This is a genomic window from Serratia sp. Je.1.23.a (genome assembly GCF_051129805.1).
Taxonomy (GTDB): domain Bacteria; phylum Pseudomonadota; class Gammaproteobacteria; order Enterobacterales; family Enterobacteriaceae; genus Serratia; species Serratia liquefaciens.
On record NZ_JBCPSR010000001.1, the window covers coordinates 369,776 to 392,994 of the forward strand.

Here is a 23,219-nt window from a genome sequence, read left to right on the forward strand (position 1 = left end):
GTTAATATCACTCATGTCAGAGTTAGGGGAGTCAGCGGCAGCCCCATACGGGGGCTGCGGGGAAATCAGCTGACGTCAGAGGGGGTCTTTTTCCGCCAGGTACGGGTCCGGGTAACCCAGTCCGTGCATGATTTCGGTTTCCAAAGACTCCATTTCTTCGGCTTCATCGTCTTCGATGTGGTCATACCCTAGCAGATGAAGGCTGCCATGGACAACCATATGCGCCCAGTGGGCCTCCAGCGCCTTCTCTTGCTCGACGGCTTCCTGTTCAACCACCTGACGGCAGATGATCAGATCGCCCAGCAGCGGTAGCTCGATACCCGGGGGAGCTTCGAACGGGAAAGACAGCACGTTGGTCGGTTTGTCCTTGCCGCGATAGGTCAGGTTCAACTCGTTACTTTCCGCTTCATCCACCAGGCGAATGGTGACCTCGGCCTCCTCCTGAAACTGCGGCAGCACGCCTTCCAGCCAGCGCTGGAAGGTGGCTTCATCCGGCAGGCCGTTGCTGTCTGCACAGGCAATCTGCAGATCCAAAATCACCTGACTCATGGTGTCTCCTGCTCGGAGGCGATGCTCGCCTCGCGTTTACGTTGTTCGGCAATCGCATCTTTGCGTTTTTGTTCGGCGGCTTCCCAGGCTTCATAAGCGATGACCACGCGGGCCACCACCGGATGGCGTACCACGTCTTCGCTATGGAAGAAATTGAAGCTCAGTTCTTCGACGTCAGACAGCACTTCCACCGCGTGGCGCAGGCCGGATTTTTGGTTGCGCGGCAGGTCTATCTGCGTCACGTCACCGGTGATGACCGCCTTGGAGTTGAAGCCAATACGCGTCAGGAACATCTTCATCTGTTCGATGGTGGTGTTCTGGCTCTCGTCGAGGATGATAAACGCGTCGTTCAACGTACGGCCGCGCATATAGGCCAGCGGAGCGACTTCTATCACGTTACGTTCGATCAGCTTCTCCACGCGCTCAAAGCCCAGCATTTCGAACAGGGCGTCATACAGCGGGCGCAGGTAAGGATCGACCTTCTGGCTCAGGTCCCCCGGCAGGAAGCCCAGTTTTTCACCGGCTTCAACCGCTGGACGGGTCAGCAGAATGCGGCGGATCTCCTGGCGTTCCAATGCGTCCACCGCAGCGGCGACCGCCAGATAGGTCTTGCCGGTACCGGCCGGGCCGATGCCGAAGGTGATGTCGTGATCGAGAATATTGGCAATGTATTGCGCCTGATTCGGCGTGCGCGGTTTCACCATGCCGCGTTTGGTTTTGATGGTCACCGCCTTGCCGTAATCCGGCACGCTGTCGGCAACCTGTTCCAGTACCCGGCTTTCTTTGATCGCTAAATGGATCTGCTCCGGGTCGATATCCGGGATCACGCCGCGAATGGGGGCGGTGTCCACATACAGATGGCGCAAGATATCGGCGGCGGCAACCACGCACGGGTTCTTGCCGACCAGCTTGAAACGGTTGTCACGGCGGTTGATCTCAATGCCCAACCGGCGTTCGAGTTGTTTGATATTGTCATCAAACGGGCCGCACAGGCTGAGCAATCGCTTATTGTCTGCCGGCTCTAACAAAATTTCTTGTGTTGCGACGTTCAAACTATTCCTCAAGGCTCATATCGGGCCTGGTTGGTTTTCGGTACGCGCGTCCAGGGCCAAGCCTGAACTCTCTACCTTGAATTATTCATGGTGCGCCGCACTGGCGCAAGTTTACCCATGATCTATCTGTGCGTCGGCGGCAAAATTCAAGGGCCGAAGGAGGAAAAACGCGGCCAAAACAGCCGCGTAATGCTTGGGAGATTCAGGGCTGGCGATCAGTTCTTTTTCACGAATTCGGATTTCAGCTTCATCGGGCCAAAGCCATCGATCTTGCAGTCGATGTTGTGGTCGCCTTCCACCAGGCGGATGTTCTTCACTTTGGTGCCGATTTTCAGCATGGAAGAGCTGCCTTTGACCTTGAGGTCTTTCACTACGGTCACGGCGTCGCCGTCGGCCAGCAGGTTGCCGTTGGCGTCTTTGACAATCAGCGTATCGCTGTCGTCCGCCGGCGCGCTGTCGCTCCACTCGTGGGCGCACTCAGGGCAGATAAACAGGTTGTTATCCTGGTAGGTGTATTCAGAGTTGCACTTTGGGCAGTGTGGGAGTTGCATGTTATGTCGCCTCTTAATCAAAAAAATAAAAAAAAAGAAAATGGCCGGGCATGAAGACCCGGCTGATAAGTCATAAGGATAATCGCTGACGTGGCGTCGGGCGCCACGGCTTACAGCACTGCGGAGAGGGCGTCAGGGCTGATAAATGCCGACGCCCAGCGCGTTCTCTTTTCGGGTTCGGGCGATGACTGACTGCGGGGATTCATGCACGCGCAGGTCCATCTGCTGTTCGGTACGTACCACTGCGCCACGCAGTGTGTTGGTCAAAACCTCGGTGATTTCCACATCAACGAACTGACCGATCATATCCGGCGTGCCTTCAAAGTTCACCACGCGGTTGCAGGCTGTCCGGCCCGCCAGCTCCATCACGCTTTTGCGGGAAGTGCCTTCCACCAAAATACGCTGTACGGTTCCGAGCATCCGGCGGCTGAACTGCAGCACCTGCTGGTTGATGCGATCCTGCAGGATATACAGACGCTGTTTCTTTTCGTCTTCGCTGACGTCATCGACCATATCGGCCGCCGGTGTGCCAGGGCGAGACGAGTAGATAAAGCTGAAGCTGGTATCAAAGTTGATCTCGGCAATCAGATTCATGGTCTGTTCGAAATCGGCCTGGGTTTCACCCGGGAAGCCGATAATAAAATCGGAGCTGAGCTGGATGTCCGGCCGCGCCTTGCGCAGCTTGCGAATGATCGCTTTGTATTCCAACGCGGTATGCGCGCGCTTCATCATGGTCAGTATACGGTCTGAGCCGCTTTGTACCGGCAGATGCAGGAAGCTCACCAGCTCCGGCGTGTCTTCATAAACCGCGATGATATCGTCGGTGAATTCAATCGGATGGCTGGTGGTGAAACGGATGCGGTCGATACCGTCGATGGCCGCCACCAGGCGCAGCAGTTCGGCAAACGAGCAAATTTCGCCGTCGTAAGTCGCGCCGCGATAGGCGTTGACGTTCTGGCCGAGCAGGTTGACTTCGCGTACGCCCTGCGCCGCCAGTTGGGCGACTTCAAACAGGACGTCATCGCTTGGGCGGCTGACTTCTTCACCGCGGGTATAAGGCACCACGCAGAAGGTACAGTACTTGTTGCAGCCTTCCATGATGGAGACGAAGGCGGTAGGGCCTTCGGCACGCGGTTCCGGCAGACGATCGAATTTTTCGATTTCCGGAAAGCTGATGTCGACGATGGGGCTGCGGGTGCCCTGCACGTGGTTGAGCATTTCCGGCAGGCGGTGCAGGGTCTGCGGCCCGAACACGACGTCGACGCAGGGCGCGCGGCTGCGAATGTGTTCGCCTTCCTGTGAGGCCACGCAGCCACCGACGCCGATGATCAGCGCCGGGTTCTTTTCTTTCAGCAGTTTCCAACGCCCTAACATGGCGAAAACTTTTTCCTGCGCTTTCTCGCGGATCGAGCAGGTATTCAGCAGCAGCACGTCCGCTTCTTCAGCGTTGTCGGTCCATTGGTAACCGTGTGTGCTTCCCAGTAAGTCCGCCATTTTCGATGAATCATATTCATTCATCTGGCAGCCCCAGGTTTTGATATGTAGTTTTTTGGTCATTGACTTGCCATTACTCAGTGCGGACGAAAGTTGCGATACGCGACATGCAGGGCGCTTATTGTAAACATTTGACGCCGTTGTGACCAGCGCGGGGAAAACACCATGCGACCTGAAGCCAAATTAAAAATCCGTTACACTGGAGCCAAACGCCATGCCGGTGGGAATGGCGATAATTCACTAAGAAAACATAGCCAATATGAACGTATCTCAAAAACGGTATGACGCCGTGGTGGTAGGCGGCGGGATGGTCGGCGCGGCCGCCGCATTGGGGCTGGCGCAGGCCGGTTGGTCGGTGGCCTTGCTGGAACATCAGGCGCCGCAGGCGTTCGATGCGCAAAGCCCGCCGGAACTGCGTATTTCCGCCATCGGCTGCACCTCGGTGGGGTTGCTGAAACAACTCGGCGCCTGGCCGGCGGTGCAAGCGATGCGCTCGGCGCCTTACCGCCGATTGGAAACCTGGGAGTGGGCCTCTTCACGGGTAGCGTTTGACGCCGCCTCGCTCGGCCTGCCGGAGCTGGGTTTTATGGTAGAAAACCGTATTTTGCAACTGGCGCTCTGGCAACAGCTGGAGCAGTGCGAAAATCTGACGCTCTATTGCCCCGCCAGGCTGCGTTCGCTGCAGCGGAATGACGAACACTGGCAAGTGACGCTGGACTCTTCACAGACGCTACAAGCGCGTTTGGTCGTGGGGGCCGATGGAGCCAACTCGCAGGTGCGCAATTTGGCCGCTATCGGCACCAGCGGCTGGCAGTACCGCCAGTCCTGCATGCTGATCACCGTCGATACCGGCGAGCCGCAGCAAGATACGACCTGGCAGCAGTTTTTCCCTTCCGGTCCCCGGGCTTTCCTGCCGTTGTATGATCAATGGGCCTCGCTGGTGTGGTACGACAGCCCGCAGCGCATCCGCCAGCTGCAGGCGATGCCGCCAGCGCAGCTTGAGAAAGAGATCGCCAAAGCCTTTCCTGCCCGCTTAGGGGAAGTGAAGGTGCATGCGGCCGGATCTTTCCCGTTAGCGCGCCGCCATGCGCAACGCTATGTGTTGCCGGGGTTGGTGTTGCTCGGTGACGCGGCACATACCATCAACCCGTTAGCCGGGCAGGGAGTAAACCTGGGGTATCGTGACGTAGAAGCTTTGCTGGCGGTTTTGTGTGATGCACGCGAGTTGGGTGAAGACTGGAGCAGCGAAGCGGTGCTGATGCGTTATCAGCGTCGCCGTCGCACCGATAACTTGCTGATGCAAAGTGGTATGGATCTGTTTTATACCGCTTTCAGCAATAATTTGTCGCCGCTTTGCGTGGCGCGCAATATTGCGTTGATGGCGGCCCAGCGGGCGGGCAAGTTGAAGGAACATGCGCTGAAATACGCGCTGGGGCTGTAGGCAGCCCTTATCCTGCAAGGGCGCAGTTCAATGTCGCGCCCTTATTCATTCGGTCTCGCCAAATTTCAGATAGCAAAAAGCCCGCCGAAGCGGGCTTTTCTAAATGTGGCTGGGGTGCCAGGATTCGAACCTGGGTATGCTGGTATCAGAAACCAGAGCCTTACCGCTTGGCGACACCCCAATGGTGTAACAGTAAAATATGGTGGCTACGACGGGATTTGAACCTGTGACCCCATCATTATGAGTGATGTGCTCTAACCAGCTGAGCTACGTAGCCATTTTTCGATATTTTACTTTAAAAGTCAACAGCATTGGTATGGCTGGGGTACCTGGATTCGAACCAGGGAATGCTGGTATCAAAAACCAGTGCCTTACCGCTTGGCGATACCCCATCAACACGTTTAACTTTTTTTGCAACATCCCCATCCTAAAAAAGATGGCTGGGGTACCTGGATTCGAACCAGGGAATGCCGGTATCAAAAACCGGTGCCTTACCGCTTGGCGATACCCCACCTGTTGCCTGCAACTCGATGAAAAGAAATGGTGCGGGAGGCGAGACTTGAACTCGCACACCTTGCGGCGCTAGAACCTAAATCTAGTGCGTCTACCAATTTCGCCACTCCCGCAAAAAAGATGGTGGCTACGACGGGATTTGAACCTGTGACCCCATCATTATGAGTGATGTGCTCTAACCAGCTGAGCTACGTAGCCATCTTTTTTCGCGCAACCTTCATCGGCGTTGCGGGGCGCATTATGCGTATATGGCCGTTTTGCGTCAACAAGTTTTTTCCCGAAAAAGCGGCTGGATGTGTCGTTTGTCTGGGTTGTGAACAGTATGGCGATAAAAGCATCAGTTCAGGCAATTAATGGTTGAAAACATCAGCAAAAAGGCGGGCCCGGAGGCCCGCCTTGGGGAGAAAAACCCGGCGTGATTATTTGTAGGCGGACTGGTGAACGCCGACTGCACGACCAGAAGGATCGTCCATTTTCTTGAATGACTCGTCCCATTCGATGGCTTTGGCTGAGGAGCAGGCCACTGACGGGCCGCCAGGCACGCATTCTGCCGCGCTTGGCAGCGGGAACAGCTCTTCGAAAATTTCGCGATACAGGTAGCCTTCTTTGGAGCTCGGCGTGTTGTACGGGAAACGGAAACGTGCGGTTTCGAGCTGTTGATCGCTGATCTGCTTGGCAGCGACCTCTTTCAGCGTGTCAATCCAGCTGTAACCCACACCGTCGGAGAACTGCTCTTTCTGGCGCCAGGCGACGCTGGCCGGCAGATAGGATTCAAAACATTCGCGCAGGATATGTTTTTCCATTTTGCCATTGCCGCACATTTTGTCCTTAGGGTTGATGCGCATAGCCACGTCGAGGAATTTTTTATCCAGGAAGGGCACACGGGCTTCCACACCCCAGGCGGACATCGCCTTGTTGGCGCGCGCGCAGTCAAACATATGCAGTGCTAACAGTTTACGTACGGTTTCGTCGTGGAACTCACGGGCATCCGGCGCTTTATGGAAGTACAGGTAGCCGCCGAACACTTCGTCCGCGCCTTCGCCAGACAGCACCATCTTGATGCCCATCGCCTTGATCTTGCGTGACATCAGGTACATCGGGGTGGAAGCGCGAATGGTGGTAACGTCATAGGTTTCGATGTGATAAATCACGTCGCGAATGGCGTCCAGACCTTCCTGTACGGTGAAGTGGATCTCATGGTGCACGGTGCCCAGGTGATTTGCCACTTCCTGCGCGGCGCGCAGATCCGGTGAACCCTCCAGACCCACGGCGAAGGAGTGCAGCTGTGGCCACCAGGCTTCGCTGCGCTCTTGATCTTCGACACGGCGTGCCGCGTACTTTTTGGTAATGGCGGAGATCACCGAGGAATCCAGGCCGCCGGACAGCAGGACGCCATAGGGTACGTCGGACATCAGGTGGCTTTTCACCGAGTCTTCCAGCGCGTTGCGCAGGGCATTGGCGTCGGTCACGTTGTCTTTAACGTTGTCGTAATCGAACCAGTCACGTTGATAATATTCGCGGATCTCGCCGTCCTGGCTCCACAGGTAGCTGCCCGCCGGGAATTCTTTAATGGTGCGGCAAACCGGCACCAACGCTTTCATTTCAGAGGCGACATACAGGTTGCCGAATTCGTCATGGCCCATGTACAGCGGGATAATGCCCAGATGGTCGCGGCCAATCAGGTAAGCGTCTTTCTCTGAATCGTACAGCGCGAAGGCGAACATCCCTTGCAGTTCGTCGAGGAAGTCAGGGCCTTTCTCCTGGTACAGCGCCAGAATCACTTCACAGTCGGAGCCGGTCTGGAATTGGTAGCGATCGCTAAACTGCTGGCGCAGCGCCTGATGGTTGTAGATCTCGCCGTTAACGGCCAGAACGTGGGTGTGCGCAGCGTTGTACAGCGGTTGGGCACCATTGTTGACGTCGACAATCGACAGGCGCTCATGCACCAGGATGGCTTTATCGCTGGCGTAAACACCGGACCAATCTGGGCCGCGGTGGCGCATCAGACGGGACAGCTCCAGCGCTTTCTTACGCAATTCAACGGGATCGGACTTTAGATCGAGCACACCGAAAATAGAACACATATACCGACTCTCCTAACGACTTTTTTATACCTGTCATACTTCAAGTGGCTTGGGTGTTGGCTGCCTTCACTCACCCCTTGAGTAAGCTCCTGGGGCTTCGCTCAGTTGCCGCCGACAAGCAACTCGAATTATTTTGGGCATAGACTGTGATGTTGTATTTGCTGTTATAGGCAGCATGGCCGCTGCATCAACGATGGCGCGGTTTTGCTGCGTTGTGTTTATGAAAATGCGTCAAAACCGGCAGGGGATGCAAGCGTTTTAGCGCTGCGCCGAAAAATAGTTGTTTGGGGGAGGTCGAAAATTAGCGGATTTTCAGTTAAATGATATAAAAATTGATGAATATTCATTTTTTCAATCAATGGATGAGTTGCCGGGTAATTTTACCGGCAACTCATTGCCGACTATCAGGCGATCAACTGCCACAGGGTGAAGGCCACATCCGGCGTCCATCCCGCATTGGAGGTGTGCGCCTGCAGGCAGGTGTATTTCTTGCCTTTATACGTCACCACGTCACCGGCCTTATAGCTGTGGTTGTTCTGCCACTCGGCCACGCCCGGATCGGGAGGCGTACCGCCGTCCGAGGTTTTAACTGCCAGCGCACTGCTTGGCAGCGACGTATTGCCTTGGTTGTCGGTGGCGGTGACAAAATAGCTGTACTGTGTGGCAGCCGTCAGGCCGCTGTCTTGCAGCGACAGGCCACCGGTTTGGCCAATGGCGCTGCCGTTACGGTAAACCGTATAATGGCTAATCGGTTTGACGCTGCTTGCCGCAGCCCAGTTCAACGTCAGCGACGTTGCGGTAATCGCACTGGCGTTCAGCGCGGTAGGCGCTTCAGGCTTTCCCGGCGGCGGGGTGACTCCTCCCTGAATAAGCGCGGCATAACGAGTTTTGAATTCCCAGTTATAGGCCACGCCAGCCTTACTCTTGCCATTGTCCCAGTTCACCGACCAGGTCATCAGGCCCTTGATCGACAAGTTTTTGGCGTCAAGGCGCGCGAAAGCGTTATAGACCGCCTGTTTGTCGACCACATAACCGGTGGCGGCGGCATCATTGTTGGTAGGTAAACCGATCACAAATTTGGATGCCGGGATTTTGGTGTAGCCGCGGGTGCCGGTAACCAGGCTTTCGGTCAGGTAATACAGAAAGTCTTCTTTCATCGCGTCATTATTCTGGGTGATCCAGGCGCCTTTGCCGCCATTGGCTTCATCGACCCAAATACCGTCACCGCCCTGGTTATAATATTGCGGTGCAATAAAGTCATAAAACCCTTCGAGAGCGGTAATATAATCCAGGTAAGTCCCATTAGTCCGCAAATAAGGGAATTCTGGCGCCATGCTGACAATAAAGTTTTTACCTTCGGAGGCATAATGCGCTTTTACTTTTTTCAGTGCGGCAGGCAAAACGGTTTTATTATTGGCTGCACCGATAGCCGCCTGTTCCAGATCGATATCCAGACCGTCAAAACCGTAGGTTTCCACCAGGCGGATAATTTCATTGCTCAGTTTGTCTTCGTCGCCGGTTTTCAATTCGATATGCGCGTCGGCGCCGCCCAGAGAAATCAGTACCGCGCGGCCCTGGCTGTTCAATACGCCGACCTGGCGACGGAACTCGGCATCGGACAGGTTGTAAGGTTTGAAGGTTGGGATACCTACGCCCTTCATAAAGGCTACGGCCACCACGTTATATTCGGCCGGGATGTCGGTCAGGTTCATATTGGCGAATTGGCCCTGCTGATAACCGTCACTGGCGCCGGCGGCCCAGTTGTGCCAAAAACCCATCATGATTTTTTTATTGGACATATCCGGCATGGCGGCTGCGTCATCTGCAACTTGTGCATTGATAATGTTATCGGAGCTCATAGTAACCTCGTTATTTTAGGTAAGATTAATTCCACACGCCGTCAATTGGGGTTATTGACGGGGCGTAAATACATAGTGCGGATTTTTAACGAGGGCGGGGTGAAACCTTTTCGCGACAATAATAAATTAAATTCAAATTGGCGCGAAAATAAGGGTGGCCGCGATGGCCACCTCAGCGATTAGAAAATATTGATATCGGCAACGGAAGGGAAGATGTAGCTCGGGCGGAACGGCATGGTTTCCACGTCGTTCAACGTCGAGACGCCGGACAACACCAGCACGGTTTCCAGACCGGCCTGGAAGCCCGCCAGGATATCGGTACGCAGGTTGTCGCCGACGATCACCGTTTCTTCCGAATGCGCCTGCATTTTGTTGAGCGCGGCGCGGATGATCCACGGGCTGGGTTTGCCGACGTAGAATGGCTTGCGGCCGGTGATTTTCTCGATCGGGGCGCACAGCGCGCCGCAGGCAGGCACAAAGCCATGGCCGTGAGTATCCGGGTTGGTCGCGATAAAGCGCGCGCCGTTATTCACGAAGTAGGCGGCCTTATGCATCATGTCCCAGTTGTAGGAGCGGGTTTCCCCGACAATCACGAAGTCCGGGTTGATGTCGGTAATGGTGAAACCGGCTTTATACAATTCATGGATCAGCGCGCCTTCGCCCACCACGTAGGCCTTTTTGCCTTCCTGACGGCGCAGGAAATCGGCGGTGGCCATGGCGGAGGTATAAAACGCGCTTTCCGGGACTTCAAGCCCGGCGGCGGAGAAGCGGTTCGCCAGATCCTGCGCCGTCTGCGACGGGTAGTTGGTCAGCACCACCAGCGGCATGCCCTGTTCCTGAATCCGCGCCAGGAAAAGATCGGCGCCGGGAACTGGCGTGTTGTCATGCAGCAGCACGCCGTCGATATCACATATAACGTTTTTGATTGTCATTGTTGCTGTTTCTCATGATTGGCGGCAGGCAAAACGCGAAGATAACACACCTGCCTTAGGCGGCGGATCAGCTTTCCAGCAATCGCTGCAATAGCACGCCGTTGAGCATTGCTCGCTTGGCCAGGGCGAAAGCCCCGATCGCCGAGCGATGATTGAGTTCGGAGGTGACCACCGGCAGGTTCTTGCGGAAGTCCTTCAGCACCTGAGTATTGATGCAGCTTTGGATTGCCGGCAGCAGCACTTTTTCCGCCTCGGTAATTTCACCGGCGATCACCACTTTCTGCGGATTAAACAGGTTAATGGCAATGGCCACGGCTTTGCCGAGGTAGCGGCCGACGTGTTCGATCACTTCGCTGGCCAGCAGATCGCCGCGGTTGGCGGCCTTGCAGATGGCGGAGATGCTGCAGTCGTCGAGTGTCAGTTTGCTCGGGTAGCCCTGAGTCAGTAACTGGCGTACGCGGTGTTCAATCGCGGCATTGGCAGCGACGGTTTCCAGACAGCCGAAGTTGCCGCAGTGGCAGCGTTCGCCCAGCGGGTCGATTTGAATATGGCCGATTTCGCCGACGTTGCCGTTATTACCCAGGAAAATCTGACCGTTGACGATAATGCCGGCACCGGTGCCGCGGTGCAGACGCACCAGAATGGAGTCTTCGCAGTCGCGTGTGGCGCCAAAATAGTGCTCGGCCAAAGCCAGGCTGCGGATGTCATGGCCGACAAAGCTGGTGACGTTAAAACGTTGCTGCAGGTTGTCTACCAGCGGCCAGTTGCTGACGCTGATGTGCGGCATATAGCGCACCACACCGAGCGCCGGGTCAACCAGACCTGGCAGGATCACCGAGATGGCGATCAGTTCGCGCAGCTTGCGCTGGTAGTCTTCGATAAATTGCGCAATGGCGGTGAACAACGCATTTTCCAGTGTTTCCTGGGTCCTTTCCGGCAGCGGATAGTGCTCTTCACCGAGCGATTTTCCGCTCATGTCGTACAGGGTGATGGTGGCATCGTGACGCCCGAGGCGAACGGCCACGGTGTGGAAATGCCGGGTTTCGGAGACAATGGAAATGGCGCGGCGGCCGCCGGTGGAGGCTTGCTGATCGACTTCTTTGATCAGCCCGCGCTCCAACAGCTGGCGAGTAATTTTAGTGACGCTGGCGGGCGCTAGCTGGCTCAGTTCGGCTATTTGAATGCGCGAGATCGGACCCTGTTGGTCGATCAGGCGGTAAACTGCCGCGCCGTTGAGTTGTTTGACTAAGTCAACGTTCCCTATCTGTGCCTGTCCGCCAGTACTCATCAATAATTTTACTCGCTGTTCATGAAATTAAACCTCGTTACCGTTAACGAGCGTTTTGGTGATGCTAAAGTCGCGGGTAAACGCGGTCAGGTTTGCCACCTTACCGGCTTCGATCGTGCCTAAACGATCGTCCACGCCGATAGCACGCGCCGGATAGAGTGTCGCCATACGCAGCGCTTCATCCAACGCGATGCCGACGTGTTCAACGCTGTTTTTCAACGCGTCAATCATGGTCAGCGCAGAGCCGCTCAGGGTGCCGTTCTCGTCCACGCACAGCCCATCGCGATAGTATATTGTTTTACCGGCAAAAATAAATTGGTCAATATCGGCACCCGCCGGGGCGGTGGCGTCAGTGACCAGCACCAATTTATCACCTTTCATGCGTTTGGCGTTACGGATACTCGCCCAGGCCACGTGATGGCCGTCGGCGATAATGCCGGTGTAGACTTCAGGCGTGTCGAAAATTGCCCCCATCAGCCCCGGTTCGCGCCCGGTGATATACGGCATGGCGTTATACAGGTGCGTGGCGAAAGTGATGCCGGCAGCAAAACCGGTGCGGGCCTGTTCGTAAGTCGCATTCGAGTGACCGGCGGACACCACGATGCCGGCGTCGGTCAGTTGCTTGATAAAGTGCGGCTCTACCATTTCCGGTGCCAGCGTCACCTTGGTGATCACATCGGCATTCGCGCACAGGTAGTCGATCATCTCGCTGGTTGGCTTGCGGATAAACGCCGGGTTATGGGTGCCTTTTTTCAACGGGCTAAGGTACGGCCCTTCAAGGTGCAGACCCAACGCCTGATTCTGGTGTTTTTTCAGATAAGCGCGCATCACTTCGATGCTGTGCTTCATAAATTCGTCGCTGCTGGTGATCAGCGTCGGCAGATAGCTGGTGCAGCCGGATTTTTCGTTGGCACGCTGCATAATTTCCAGCGTCTCTTCCGAAATGGCGTCCAGCGAATCGTTAAATTGCACGCCGCCGCAGCCGTTAAGCTGCACGTCGATCAAACCGGGGGCCAGGATAGCGCCACCCAGATCGCGCGTTTCAATGCCGGCCGGCAGTTCAGCCAGCGGGCAAACTCGTTCAATCAGCCCATCAGCGATTACCACTGCATGGTCGTCAAGTACGTCGTGGCCGGTAAAAATACGGCCGTGGGTTAAAGCGAACATCGTAGCCCCCTGCAGGAATTAAAGACTCTTCACGCTTTCCGCTTCTAATTCGCGGAAATACTTAACGGTTTTGACTTTCAGCTCCATGGTGGATGGCTCATCGCACACCACAACGGCTTTGGCATGCAACTGCAGGCAACTGATGGTCCACATGTGGTTGATGTTGCCTTCCACAGCGGCTTCCAGCGCCTGAGCCTTGGCGTGGCCGGTCACCAGAATCATCACTTCCTCAGCGTCGAGCAGCGTGCCCACGCCCACGGTCAGTGCAAACTTCGGTACCAGGCTAACGTCGCCGCCAAAGAAGCGGGAGTTGGCGATGCGGGTATCTTCGGTCAGGGTTTTGATGCGAGTGCGCGAGGCCAGAGATGAAGCCGGCTCGTTAAACGCGATATGACCGTCGATGCCAACGCCACCCATGAACAGGTTGATCTTGCCGTAGGATTTGATTTTCGCTTCGTACTGGCGGCACTCGGCGTCAACGTCCGGTGCATTACCATTCAGTAGGTTGATATTTTCGCGTGGGATATCAACGTGATCAAAGAAATTACGGTACATGAAGGTATGATAGCTTTCCGGGTGTTCCTGCGGCAGGCCAACGTATTCATCCATGTTGAAAGTCACCACATGCTTAAAGCTTACTTCACCTGCTTTGTGCATCGCAATCAGATGTTTGTACGCTTCCAGCGGAGTACCGCCGGTTGGCAGGCCGAGCACAAACGGACGCTCCGCAGTAGGCTTGAATGCGTTGATGCGCTGGACGATATGGCGTGCGGCCCATTTGCCGACTTGTGCAGTATCTTTCAGTGGGATAAGTCTCATCTAACACCTCTTGGGGTAAGTAAACTAAAGCTATACTGGTTCGTGCCTGAACGAGAGTCTTAAGCCTAACCCAGGTTTATGATTCTCACGTGATGCGTCAGGTTCGATGATTTTTTTAATGATAAAATAAGTTTTGTGTGATGGCTAGCAATGTGGCAGCTTAAGACTGCTTTTTGGTGATATAAATCACAAAAAAGGAGGTTTTAATTTGCGATACGAAATAATTTTTTTACACTCCACTTTGTTGTCGTTCGTCCAGAGTTAATCGCAGTGTGTGATGGCGCTAGCGTAAAATATGATAAAGCCCATAAAAGGGCATTAGGGGGAATATTAAGGTGAACATACTCGGCTTTTTCCAAAGATTGGGCAGGTCGTTGCAACTGCCAATCGCAGTACTGCCCGTGGCGGCGCTTTTGCTCCGCTTCGGCCAGCCCGACTTACTCAATATTTCGTTCATCGCACAGGCCGGTGGATCAATCTTTGATAATTTGGCGTTGATCTTCGCTATCGGTGTGGCAGCAACCTGGTCGAAAGACAATGCTGGTTCAGCGGCACTGGCGGGTGCGGTAGGTTACTTCATCCTGACCAAAGCGATGGTCACCATCAACCCGGCGATCAATATGGGCGTGCTGGCCGGTATTATTACCGGTCTGGTGGGCGGGGCGGTTTATAACCGCTGGTCCGGCATCAAACTGCCTGAGTTCCTTTCCTTCTTCGGCGGTAAACGCTTCGTTCCTATCGCAACCGGCTTTTTCTGTTTAATCCTTGCGGCGATCTTTGGTTATATCTGGCCACCGGTTCAGAATGCCATCCACGCTGGCGGTGAATGGATTGTGTCCATGGGCGCTGTGGGTTCCGGCATCTTCGGTTTCGTTAACCGTCTGCTGATCCCAACCGGCTTGCATCAGGTATTGAACACCATCGCCTGGTTCCAGATTGGTGAATTCACCAATGCCGCGGGCACCATCTTCCACGGTGACATCAACCGCTTCTACGCGGGCGACGGCACTGCCGGGATGTTCATGTCCGGCTTCTTCCCAATCATGATGTTCGGTTTGCCAGGTGCGGCACTGGCCATGTATTTCGCTGCGCCGAAAGAGCGTCGCCCAATGGTTGGCGGTATGTTGCTGTCTGTGGCACTGACCGCGTTCCTGACCGGTGTGACTGAGCCGCTTGAATTCCTGTTCATGTTCCTGGCTCCGCTGCTGTATCTGGTCCATGCTATTTTGACCGGTATCAGCCTGTTTGTAGCCACCCTGCTGGGCATTCACGCTGGCTTCTCCTTCTCTGCAGGCGCCATCGACTATGTGTTGATGTACAACCTGCCGGCCGCCAGTAAAAACGTCTGGATGCTGGTCGTGATGGGTCTGGTCGCCTTCGCGGTGTACTTCGTACTGTTCTCCATCATTATCCGTGCATTCAACTTGAAAACTCCGGGTCGTGAAGATGCGTCTGACGATATCGTTGCACCGGAAGCCAACAGCAATACCGACGAAGGCTTGCGCGCGCTGTCTCGCAGCTATATCGGTGCCATCGGCGGTTCAGACAACCTGACCGGCATTGATGCTTGCATCACCCGTCTGCGTCTGAGCGTGAAAGATTCTTCGAAAGTGCTTGATGCAAGCTGCAAACGTCTGGGTGCCTCCGGCGTGGTGAAACTGAACAAGCAAACCGTTCAGGTCATCGTGGGTTCTAAAGCGGAAGCCATTGCCGACGGTATGCGTGCGGTTATCGCAGCCGGTCCGGTTCCTGCGGCAGAAGTGGCACCGGCAGCCGGTGTGACCGCAGTAAAAGCACAGGCGGTGCCTAATGCGGTGAAAGTGGCCTTCGAGTCGCTGGTGGCTCCGGTCACCGGTGAAGTGGTGGCGCTGGATCAGGTTCCTGATGAAGCCTTTGCCAGCAAAGCGGTAGGTGACGGTCTGGCGATTCGCCCAACCGATAAAACCGTCGTGGCGCCGGCTGACGGCACCATCGTGAAAATCTTCAACACCAACCACGCCTTCTGCCTGGAAACGGACAAGGGTGCGGAGATTGTGGTGCACATGGGTATCGACACCGTGGCATTGAACGGTCAGGGCTTCAAGCGTCTGGTTGAAGAGGGCGCTGAGGTGAAAGCCGGCCAGCCAATCCTTGAACTGGATCTGGACTTCCTGAACGCCAACGCACGCTCGATGATAAGCCCGGTAGTGGTCAGCAACGCTGACGATTACGCCGGTCTGTCGGCGCTGGCGACCGGTTCTGTGGTCGCAGGCCAGACCAAACTGTTCGAGATCCAAAAGTAAACCGATTTAACTGAGTAGTACCCGGGGTGTTTAACGAGTCATGACGGAACGCACCCTACCTTTGGCGGGAAGAGAGCAATCTCTTCCCGCTTTTTTATGGGCGATAGGTGACGAAAGCTGCCCCGATGTGGTGCGGTGATCTGTCGTGGTGCAACGCCCCGCATTTTTCGTGAAACAAACGGTTGTTTCCGGGCGTGGCTTGTTGGATCATAGGCGGTTATGTGTAGCGCTTTGCATTGAGGAATAGTGAAATGAGTGAGGCTGAAGCCCGCCCAACCAATTTTATCCGTCAGATCGTCGATGAAGATCTGGCTTCAGGGAAACATACGTCGGTACATACCCGTTTCCCGCCGGAGCCGAATGGTTATCTGCATATCGGCCATGCTAAATCCATTTGCCTGAACTTTGGCATCGCCAAAGATTACCAGGGCCAGTGCAACCTGCGTTTCGATGACACCAACCCGGTAAAAGAAGATATCGAGTTCGTTGAGTCGATCAAACACGACGTGGAGTGGCTGGGCTTTGAGTGGAGCGGCAACGTCCGCTACTCCTCAGATTACTTCGATCAGCTGCACCACTATGCGGTAGAGCTGATTAACAAAGGGCTGGCCTACGTCGACGAGCTGTCGCCTGAGCAAATCCGCGAATATCGCGGCAGCCTGACCTCGCCGGGCAAAGACAGCCCGTACCGCGGTCGCAGCGTGGAAGAAAACCTGGCGCTGTTCGAAAAAATGCGCAACGGCGAATTTGCCGAAGGTAGCGCCTGCCTGCGTGCCAAGATCGACATGGCGTCACCGTTTATCGTGATGCGCGATCCTGTGCTGTACCGCATCAAGTTCGCGGAACACCACCAGACCGGCAACAAATGGTGCATCTACCCGATGTACGATTTCACCCACTGCATTTCCGATGCGTTGGAAGGGATCACCCATTCGCTGTGTACGCTGGAATTCCAGGACAACCGTCGTCTGTATGACTGGGTATTGGACAACATCACCATCCCTTGTCATCCGCGTCAGTACGAATTCTCACGCCTTAATCTCGAATACGCCATCATGTCTAAGCGTAAGCTGAACCAGTTGGTGACCGAGAAAATCGTTGAAGGTTGGGATGACCCGCGTATGCCGACCGTTTCCGGCCTGCGTCGTCGTGGCTATACCGCCGCATCCATCCGCGAATTCTGCCAGCGTATCGGCGTGACCAAGCAGGATAACAACGTTGAAATGGTGGCGCTCGAAGCTTGCATCCGTGAAGAGCTGAACGACAACGCACCGCGTGCGATGGCGGTGCTGGATCCGGTTAAGATTGTCATTGAAAATATGACTTCCGGCGTGGAAATGGTGACGATGCCTAATCACCCGAACAAGCCGGAAATGGGCAGCCGTGAAGTGCCGTTCAGCCGCGAGGTTTATATCGACCGTGCTGACTTCCGCGAAGAAGCCAACAAGCAATACAAGCGTCTGGTGCTGGGGAAAGAAGTGCGTTTGCGTAATGCCTACGTGATCAAAGCGGAACGCGTGGAGAAAGACGCAGAAGGCGAGATCACCACTATCTTCTGCAGCTACGATCCGGATACCTTGAGCAAAGATCCTGCCGATGGCCGTAAGGTGAAAGGCGTGATCCACTGGGTGTCTGCCGAGCACGCGTTGCCGGCGGAAATTCGCGTGTACGATCGTCTGTTCAACGTGCCAAATCCGGCAGCGGCAGAGGACTTCCTTGCCACCATTAACCCTGAGTCGCTGGTAATCAAGCACGGCTTTGTGGAGCCAAGCCTGGCAACTGCACAGCCGGAAAAAGCCTATCAGTTCGAGCGTGAGGGCTATTTCTGCGCCGATAATCGTTACTCCTCGGCAGAGCATCTGGTGTTTAACCGCACCGTTGGTTTGCGCGACACCTGGGCTAAAATCGGTGCCTGAGTGATAAGTGGTTAACGCAATAAGAGCGCAACTTCGGTTGCGCTTTTTTTATGTCTGTCGCCGTTATTTACCTTTCCTGTTGCGATGTAGTTCGCTCAATCAATGTTTAAATTTTTATCTGGCCGTTGTATCCGTAATTTCTTGATATAAATCATCAATCATATAACATTGTCTTATATATTCGTGATGCGAATTAATGTCATCTGGAGAGCGCTCTCATATTTTTTCCTCTGGCTGACTTTTTTGATTCGGCTGAAACCATTAATCGTCTTATATTGACCTCATATCATTATTTATTCTGATTTTATTGAATTTTTTATTCGACAATCTCCTTGCATAGCTGCGTAACAAAATCTCATCGATATGTGCTCTTTGTCATACTTTGACAAATTTCTCTGATATTTCATTTGATAATTCGCGTCGCGAAAAATAGTCTGTCTGTAGCAATAAGTGCTGTGGGGTTTTAGCCCTGTCAGCAATTTTTTTTACCCGATTGGGTTTTTATTGGCAGTCGTGCAGGGCAGTGGTGAACACGGGCGGCTGCAACTTTTAAAGTTAAGTCAAAGAGGAATTTCATTATGGGTACGCACGGTGCTCAGCGTAAAACGCTGGCGCTCGCAGTCGCGGGTGCGCTGTTGGGAACAGGGGTTGCCATGGCCCCTGAGGCGAAAGCCGCAGGATTTATCGATGATTCCACGATGACCGGCGGCGTATATTACTGGCAACGTGAGCGTGACCGTAAAGATCTCAATCCGACCAGTGACGATTACAATAAATACACCACCAACTTGTCGCATTCGACGGCCAACCTGAGCCTGGATTTTGCCTCGGGCTATGCCTGGGACATGTTCGGCCTGGACGTCGGCGCCTTTACCGCCATCGAGCTGGCTGAATCCAGCGCCAGCGGCCACCCGAATGAAATCGCGTTCTCTTCCAAAAACCGTACCTACGATGAAGACTACTCCGGCGACAAAGGCGGCATCAGCCTGTATAAAGCCGCCGGTAAATTCAAATATGGTCCCGTCTGGGCACGTGGCGGTTATATCCAGCCAAGTGGCCAAACTCTGTTGGCGCCGCATTGGAGCTTTATGCCCGGCACCTATCAGGGGGCAGAGGCCGGTGCCAAGTTTGACTACGGCGATGCCGGTGAGTTGAGCTTCTCTTATATGTGGACCAATAAATATAAAGCGCCATGGCATATCGAGATGGACGACTTCCGCCAGAACGATAAAAAAACCGGTGTCTCCTATCTGCACTCGCTGGGTGCCAAATACGACTTCAAAAACGATTTGGTGCTGGAGGCGGCATTCGGCCAAGCCCAGGGCTATGTGAATCAGTACTTCACCAAGGCATCTTATAAATTCGATCTGGTAGGCAACCCGCTGACCACCAGTTACCAATTCTATGGCACCGAAGACCGCATTAACGACAAGAACGACCCGAACAGTATTTACGACGGCCTGGCCTGGCTGCAGGCGCTGACCTTTGGTTACACCACTGGCCAGTTCAACTGGCGCCTGGAAGGGACCATGGTCAAGGCCGAAGGCAACCAGGGCTACTTCCTGCAGCGTATGACGCCAACCTATGCTTCTTCTAACGGCCGTCTCGACGTGTGGTGGGATAACCGTTCCGACTTTAACGCCAACGGCGAAAAAGCGGTTTATGCCGGGGTGATGTATGACCTGAGCAACTGGAACCTGCCGGGCATGGCGGTGGGCGGTTCTTACGTTTATGCCTGGGACGCCAAACCGAGCACCAACCCTATGTACGATCAGAGCCAGCGTCTGAAAGAGAGCGCCTGGAGCCTGGACGCCATGTACACCATTCAGGAAGGCCGCGCCAAAGGCACGCTGCTGAAACTGCACTACACCCAATACGACAACCACACCAATATCCCAAGCTGGGGCGGGGGTTACGGCAACATCTTCCAGGACGAGAAAGACGTCAAATTCATGGTTATCGCGCCATTCACCATTTTCTAAACATACCTAGAGCTTTCGAGTTGCAGCTGGTGCAGATAACGACGCTGCGGCTTGAAAGATGGCGGGTATATTCCCCGGCGGCAGCGCCGGGGTCATTTAACGGGAATAACACGATGAAAAAAATCATGATGATGTTGGCTGCGGTAGCCACGTTGAGCGCCTGTGTACAGCCTGCGGCACCGCCGGAAGATGCCAAATTGAAACAGGCCTACAGCGCCTGTATCAACACCGCGGAGGGCTCACCGGAAAAATTGCAGTCATGCCAGGCAGTGCTGAACGTACTGAAACAAGAGAAACAGCATCAACAGTTCGCCGAGAAAGAAACGGTGCGGGTGATGGATTATCAAAACTGCATTCAGGCAGTTCATAGCGGTAACGGCCAGGCCTATGACGCCAAATGTGGCCAGATTTGGAAAGAGATCCGCGATAACAACAATTAAGGACGATGATAAAAATGAATAAATTCAAATTGAGCGCGCTTGCCGCACTGACGGCAACCATTGGGTTATTTGGCAGCGTGGGGAACGCGATGGCCAATCAGCCGCTGGTGGATCAACTGAGCCAGTTGAAACTGAATTTGAAAATGGTCGATAACCTGGCAGCCGAAAACGGTCTGGATTGCGGCAAGCTGGGTGCCGACTGGGCGGCTTGCAACAAGGTGCTGATCGGCCTGACCAACGACAATCAGGAGATCAAAGGTCAGGACTGGGCGATTTACTTCCATAGCGCCCGTCAGACCCTGCGTGTGGATAACGACCAGTTCAAGATATCTCACCTGACCGGTGATCTGTACAAGCTGGAACCTACCGACAAATTTACCGGCTTCCCTGCGGGGAAAACGGTAGAGATCCCGATTATCACTGAATATTGGCAACTGTTTAAAACCGACTTCGTGCCACGCTGGTACGCCACCTCGGGCGATGCCAAGCCTAAAATTCTGGTCAATACCGATACCGAAGACCTGAACCAGTTCGTTGCGCCCTTTACCGGCGACCAGTGGAAGCGTACCAAAGACGACAATAACATCCTGATGACGCCGGCCTCGCGTTTTACGAAAAACGCCGAGCTAAAAACCTTACCCACCGCGTCGTTACGCGGTCAGATAGTGCCAACGCCGTTGCAGGTTAAAGTGCATGCGCAGGATGTTGATCTGAGCAAAGGCGTTGCATTGGAGCTGAGCGCATTGTCCAAACCGGCGGCGGACGCCGTAGCCCAGCGTTTCGCGCTGTTGGGAATAACCAGTAACGCAGCCGGTTATCCGATCAAAACCGATATCCAACCGGGAAAATTCAAAGGCGAGTTGGCGGTACCAGGCGCTTATGAATTGATCATCGGCAAGCAGGAAGCGCGAGTCATTGGTTTCGATCAGACCGGGGTGTTCTATGGCCTGCAGTCCATCTTGTCATTAGTGCCTACCGAAGGCAGCGCCAAAATTGCTACGCTGGAGGCCAAAGATGCGCCACGCTTCCAGTATCGTGGCATCTTCCTGGATGTCGCACGTAACTTCCACCAGAAGGATGCGGTGTTGCGCTTGCTGGACCAAATGGCGGCGTACAAGCTCAATAAATTCCACTTCCATCTGAGTGATGACGAAGGTTGGCGCATCGCCATACCGGGCTTGCCGGAACTGACCGAAGTCGGTGGGCAGCGTTGCCACGACTTGAGCGAAACCACCTGCCTGTTGCCGCAGTATGGCCAGGGTCCGGAGGTTTATGGCGGCTTCTTCTCTCGCCAGGATTACATCGACATTATCAAATACGCCAAGGCGCGCCAGATTGAAGTGATCCCGGAAATCGATATGCCGGCGCATGCCCGTGCGGCGGTGGTCTCAATGGAAGCGCGCTATAAGAAACTGCATGCCGCCGGTAAAGAACAAGAGGCCAACGAGTTCCGTTTAGTGGATCCAACCGATACCTCTAACACCACCTCGGTGCAGTACTTCAACCGCCAAAGCTATCTCAACCCTTGCCTGGATTCATCCAAACGTTTTGTCGACAAGGTGATCGGCGAGATTGCCCAGATGCATAAAGAGGCCGGGCAGCCGCTGAGTACCTGGCACTTTGGCGGTGACGAGGCGAAAAACATCCGGTTAGGTGCTGGTTATACCGATGTGAACAAGCCGGAAGCCGGCAAAGGCATCATCGATCAGAGCAAAGAAGACAAGCCATGGGCAAAATCTCAGGTCTGCCAGGCGATGATCAAAGATGGCAAGGTCGCCGATATGGAGCACCTGCCAAGCTACTTCGGAGTAGAAGTCAGCCAATTGGTGAAAGCGCATGGGATCGACAGAATGCAAGCCTGGCAGGATGGCCTGAAAGATGCCAAAAACGCCAAGGCCTTTGCTACCCAGCGTGTCGGGGTTAACTTCTGGGATACGCTGTATTGGGGCGGGTTCGACAGTGCCAACGACTGGGCGAACAAGGGCTACGAACTGATCCTTTCAAACCCGGATTATGTCTACATGGACTTCCCGTATGAGGTGAACCCGGACGAGCGTGGTTACTACTGGGGAACGCGTTTCAGCGATGAACAGAAAATGTTCAGCTTTGCGCCAAACAACCTGCCGCAAAACGCCGAAACCTCGGTTGATCGCGATGGTAATCACTTTACCGCCAAGAGCGACAAGCCCTGGCCGGGGGCTTACGGTATTTCCGCGCAGATGTGGAGCGAAACCCAGCGTACCGACGAGCAAATGGAGTACATGATCTTCCCTCGTTCGCTGTCGGTGGCCGAGCGCGCATGGCACCGGGCAGAGTGGGAGCAGGATTACCGGGCGGGCCGGGAGTATAAAGGCGGCGAAACCCACTTCATCGATACCAAGAAGCTGGACCGCGATTGGCTGCGCTTTGCCAACCTGCTCGGTCAGCGTGAGCTGGCAAAACTGGACAAAGGTGGTGTGAACTACCGGTTGCCGGTGCCAGGCGCCCGAGTGGTGGGAGGCAAGCTGGAAGCCAATATTTCGCTGCCGGGTCTGGGCATTGAATATTCCACCGACGGCGGCAAGCAATGGCAACGTTACGATGCCAAGGCCAAGCCTGGGGTTAGCGGCGAAGTGCATATTCGCGCGGTGAGCCCGGACGGCAAGCGTTATAGCCGCGCTGAGAAAGTGTAAACCTGAAACTCGGCCCCCTGTTCGCAGGCGGGCCGTTGTTACTCGACCAGGGCAGCGTCCGGCGTAATCGGACATGAATTCGACTATCGGTTGCGTTTTTTCCGGGATTGCCGGTACCTGTTAATACCGAACCAAACTCTGTTGCTCATCCGCGTGTCGGCGGGTGGGGTAGTGCTGA

At 54.7% G+C, this 23,219-nt stretch carries 16 protein-coding genes and 6 tRNA genes; 6 read left to right on the forward strand and 16 right to left on the reverse strand.

The features are described 5' to 3' along the window. Window positions 1-75: 75 nt before the first annotated feature. The 4 genes from ybeY to miaB all read right to left on the reverse strand — a co-directional run bounded on the left by ybeY (window position 76) and on the right by miaB (window position 3,709). The gene (gene ybeY / locus AAZT04_RS01830; protein ID WP_020825630.1) at window positions 76-549 is read right to left on the reverse strand and encodes an rRNA maturation RNase YbeY; all 474 of its coding nucleotides are present in this window, start codon (window positions 547-549) and stop codon (window positions 76-78) included. Beyond that, the gene (locus AAZT04_RS01835; RefSeq protein ID WP_046374285.1) at window positions 546-1,601 is read right to left on the reverse strand and encodes a PhoH family protein; all 1,056 of its coding nucleotides are present in this window, start codon (window positions 1,599-1,601) and stop codon (window positions 546-548) included. The genes ybeY and AAZT04_RS01835 overlap by 4 nt, the downstream gene beginning before the upstream one ends. 215 nt (window positions 1,602-1,816) lie before the next feature. Continuing rightward, complete coding sequence (locus AAZT04_RS01840; protein ID WP_020825632.1) at window positions 1,817-2,152, reverse strand: zinc ribbon domain-containing protein YjdM; 336 nt, start codon at window positions 2,150-2,152, stop codon at window positions 1,817-1,819. Window positions 2,153-2,284: 132 nt separating this feature from the next. Beyond that, window positions 2,285-3,709 carry a tRNA (N6-isopentenyl adenosine(37)-C2)-methylthiotransferase MiaB gene (miaB, locus tag AAZT04_RS01845; protein ID WP_046374284.1) on the reverse strand — a complete coding sequence of 475 codons (1,425 nt, stop codon included), beginning with the start codon at window positions 3,707-3,709 and terminating at the stop codon, window positions 2,285-2,287. Between the two features lie 196 nt (window positions 3,710-3,905). Between miaB and ubiF the strand changes: the two genes are divergently transcribed. After that, window positions 3,906-5,087, forward strand: a complete 1,182-nt coding sequence (gene ubiF, locus AAZT04_RS01850; RefSeq protein WP_434678803.1) for a 3-demethoxyubiquinol 3-hydroxylase — start codon at window positions 3,906-3,908, stop codon at window positions 5,085-5,087. Between the two features lie 106 nt (window positions 5,088-5,193). On the opposite strand, the gene AAZT04_RS01855 is transcribed toward ubiF, so the two are convergent. The 12 genes from AAZT04_RS01855 to nagB all read right to left on the reverse strand — a co-directional run bounded on the left by AAZT04_RS01855 (window position 5,194) and on the right by nagB (window position 13,749). After that, window positions 5,194-5,268: transfer RNA gene (locus AAZT04_RS01855), tRNA-Gln, on the reverse strand. Window positions 5,269-5,287: 19 nt separating this feature from the next. After that, window positions 5,288-5,364 (reverse strand) — tRNA-Met (locus AAZT04_RS01860). 40 nt (window positions 5,365-5,404) lie between these two features. Beyond that, window positions 5,405-5,479: transfer RNA gene (locus tag AAZT04_RS01865), tRNA-Gln, on the reverse strand. Window positions 5,480-5,524: 45 nt separating this feature from the next. After that, a tRNA-Gln gene (locus AAZT04_RS01870) sits at window positions 5,525-5,599 on the reverse strand. Between the two features lie 29 nt (window positions 5,600-5,628). Then, window positions 5,629-5,713: transfer RNA gene (locus AAZT04_RS01875), tRNA-Leu, on the reverse strand. Between the two features lie 8 nt (window positions 5,714-5,721). Next, window positions 5,722-5,798: transfer RNA gene (locus tag AAZT04_RS01880), tRNA-Met, on the reverse strand. A gap of 221 nt (window positions 5,799-6,019) precedes the next feature. Next, on the reverse strand, window positions 6,020-7,684 hold the full coding sequence (asnB, locus tag AAZT04_RS01885) for an asparagine synthase B (protein ID WP_020825635.1): 1,665 nt from the start codon (window positions 7,682-7,684) through the stop codon (window positions 6,020-6,022). 404 nt (window positions 7,685-8,088) lie between these two features. Next, complete coding sequence (locus tag AAZT04_RS01890) at window positions 8,089-9,543, reverse strand: carbohydrate-binding protein (protein WP_434678805.1); 1,455 nt, start codon at window positions 9,541-9,543, stop codon at window positions 8,089-8,091. Between the two features lie 179 nt (window positions 9,544-9,722). After that, on the reverse strand, window positions 9,723-10,475 hold the full coding sequence (locus AAZT04_RS01895) for an HAD-IIA family hydrolase (protein WP_020825637.1): 753 nt from the start codon (window positions 10,473-10,475) through the stop codon (window positions 9,723-9,725). A gap of 67 nt (window positions 10,476-10,542) precedes the next feature. Continuing rightward, window positions 10,543-11,763, reverse strand: a complete 1,221-nt coding sequence (gene nagC, locus AAZT04_RS01900; RefSeq protein WP_420283115.1) for a DNA-binding transcriptional regulator NagC — start codon at window positions 11,761-11,763, stop codon at window positions 10,543-10,545. Between the two features lie 27 nt (window positions 11,764-11,790). Further along, window positions 11,791-12,930 (reverse strand): N-acetylglucosamine-6-phosphate deacetylase, encoded by a 1,140-nt coding sequence (gene nagA / locus AAZT04_RS01905; RefSeq protein ID WP_020825639.1) that lies wholly within the window; start codon window positions 12,928-12,930, stop codon window positions 11,791-11,793. Between the two features lie 18 nt (window positions 12,931-12,948). Next, window positions 12,949-13,749 (reverse strand): glucosamine-6-phosphate deaminase, encoded by an 801-nt coding sequence (gene nagB / locus AAZT04_RS01910; RefSeq protein ID WP_020825640.1) that lies wholly within the window; start codon window positions 13,747-13,749, stop codon window positions 12,949-12,951. A 335-nt stretch (window positions 13,750-14,084) separates the two neighbouring features. Between nagB and nagE the strand changes: the two genes are divergently transcribed. From nagE to AAZT04_RS01935, 5 genes are all read left to right on the forward strand, one after another. Then, on the forward strand, window positions 14,085-16,031 hold the full coding sequence (gene nagE, locus AAZT04_RS01915; protein ID WP_041414298.1) for a PTS N-acetyl glucosamine transporter subunit IIABC: 1,947 nt from the start codon (window positions 14,085-14,087) through the stop codon (window positions 16,029-16,031). 251 nt (window positions 16,032-16,282) lie between these two features. Beyond that, window positions 16,283-17,947 carry a glutamine--tRNA ligase gene (gene glnS, locus AAZT04_RS01920; RefSeq protein WP_046374279.1) on the forward strand — a complete coding sequence of 555 codons (1,665 nt, stop codon included), beginning with the start codon at window positions 16,283-16,285 and terminating at the stop codon, window positions 17,945-17,947. A 578-nt stretch (window positions 17,948-18,525) separates the two neighbouring features. Next, window positions 18,526-19,929, forward strand: coding sequence for a chitoporin ChiP (gene chiP, locus AAZT04_RS01925; protein ID WP_420283116.1), 1,404 nt, complete (start codon window positions 18,526-18,528; stop codon window positions 19,927-19,929). A 113-nt stretch (window positions 19,930-20,042) separates the two neighbouring features. Continuing rightward, window positions 20,043-20,369 (forward strand): ChiQ/YbfN family lipoprotein, encoded by a 327-nt coding sequence (gene chiQ, locus AAZT04_RS01930; RefSeq protein ID WP_020825644.1) that lies wholly within the window; start codon window positions 20,043-20,045, stop codon window positions 20,367-20,369. Between the two features lie 14 nt (window positions 20,370-20,383). Then, window positions 20,384-23,041 (forward strand): beta-N-acetylhexosaminidase, encoded by a 2,658-nt coding sequence (locus AAZT04_RS01935; RefSeq protein WP_434678810.1) that lies wholly within the window; start codon window positions 20,384-20,386, stop codon window positions 23,039-23,041. Window positions 23,042-23,219: the final 178 nt, after the last annotated feature.

Excerpts from the sequence above, each read along its gene's own strand:
- ybeY (WP_020825630.1), bottom strand. The coding sequence starts at position 549 with ATGAGTCAGGTGATTTTGGATCTGCAGATTGCCTGTGCAGACAGCAAC.
- AAZT04_RS01840 (WP_020825632.1), bottom strand. The coding sequence starts at position 2,152 with ATGCAACTCCCACACTGCCCAAAGTGCAACTCTGAATACACCTACCAG.
- miaB (WP_046374284.1), bottom strand. The coding sequence starts at position 3,709 with ATGACCAAAAAACTACATATCAAAACCTGGGGCTGCCAGATGAATGAA.
- ubiF (WP_434678803.1), top strand. The coding sequence starts at position 3,906 with ATGAACGTATCTCAAAAACGGTATGACGCCGTGGTGGTAGGCGGCGGG.
- asnB (WP_020825635.1), bottom strand. The coding sequence starts at position 7,684 with ATGTGTTCTATTTTCGGTGTGCTCGATCTAAAGTCCGATCCCGTTGAA.
- AAZT04_RS01890 (WP_434678805.1), bottom strand. The coding sequence starts at position 9,543 with ATGAGCTCCGATAACATTATCAATGCACAAGTTGCAGATGACGCAGCC.
- AAZT04_RS01895 (WP_020825637.1), bottom strand. The coding sequence starts at position 10,475 with ATGACAATCAAAAACGTTATATGTGATATCGACGGCGTGCTGCTGCAT.
- nagC (WP_420283115.1), bottom strand. The coding sequence starts at position 11,763 with ATGAGTACTGGCGGACAGGCACAGATAGGGAACGTTGACTTAGTCAAA.
- nagA (WP_020825639.1), bottom strand. The coding sequence starts at position 12,930 with ATGTTCGCTTTAACCCACGGCCGTATTTTTACCGGCCACGACGTACTT.
- nagB (WP_020825640.1), bottom strand. The coding sequence starts at position 13,749 with ATGAGACTTATCCCACTGAAAGATACTGCACAAGTCGGCAAATGGGCC.
- glnS (WP_046374279.1), top strand. The coding sequence starts at position 16,283 with ATGAGTGAGGCTGAAGCCCGCCCAACCAATTTTATCCGTCAGATCGTC.
- chiP (WP_420283116.1), top strand. The coding sequence starts at position 18,526 with ATGGGTACGCACGGTGCTCAGCGTAAAACGCTGGCGCTCGCAGTCGCG.
- chiQ (WP_020825644.1), top strand. The coding sequence starts at position 20,043 with ATGAAAAAAATCATGATGATGTTGGCTGCGGTAGCCACGTTGAGCGCC.
- AAZT04_RS01935 (WP_434678810.1), top strand. The coding sequence starts at position 20,384 with ATGAATAAATTCAAATTGAGCGCGCTTGCCGCACTGACGGCAACCATT.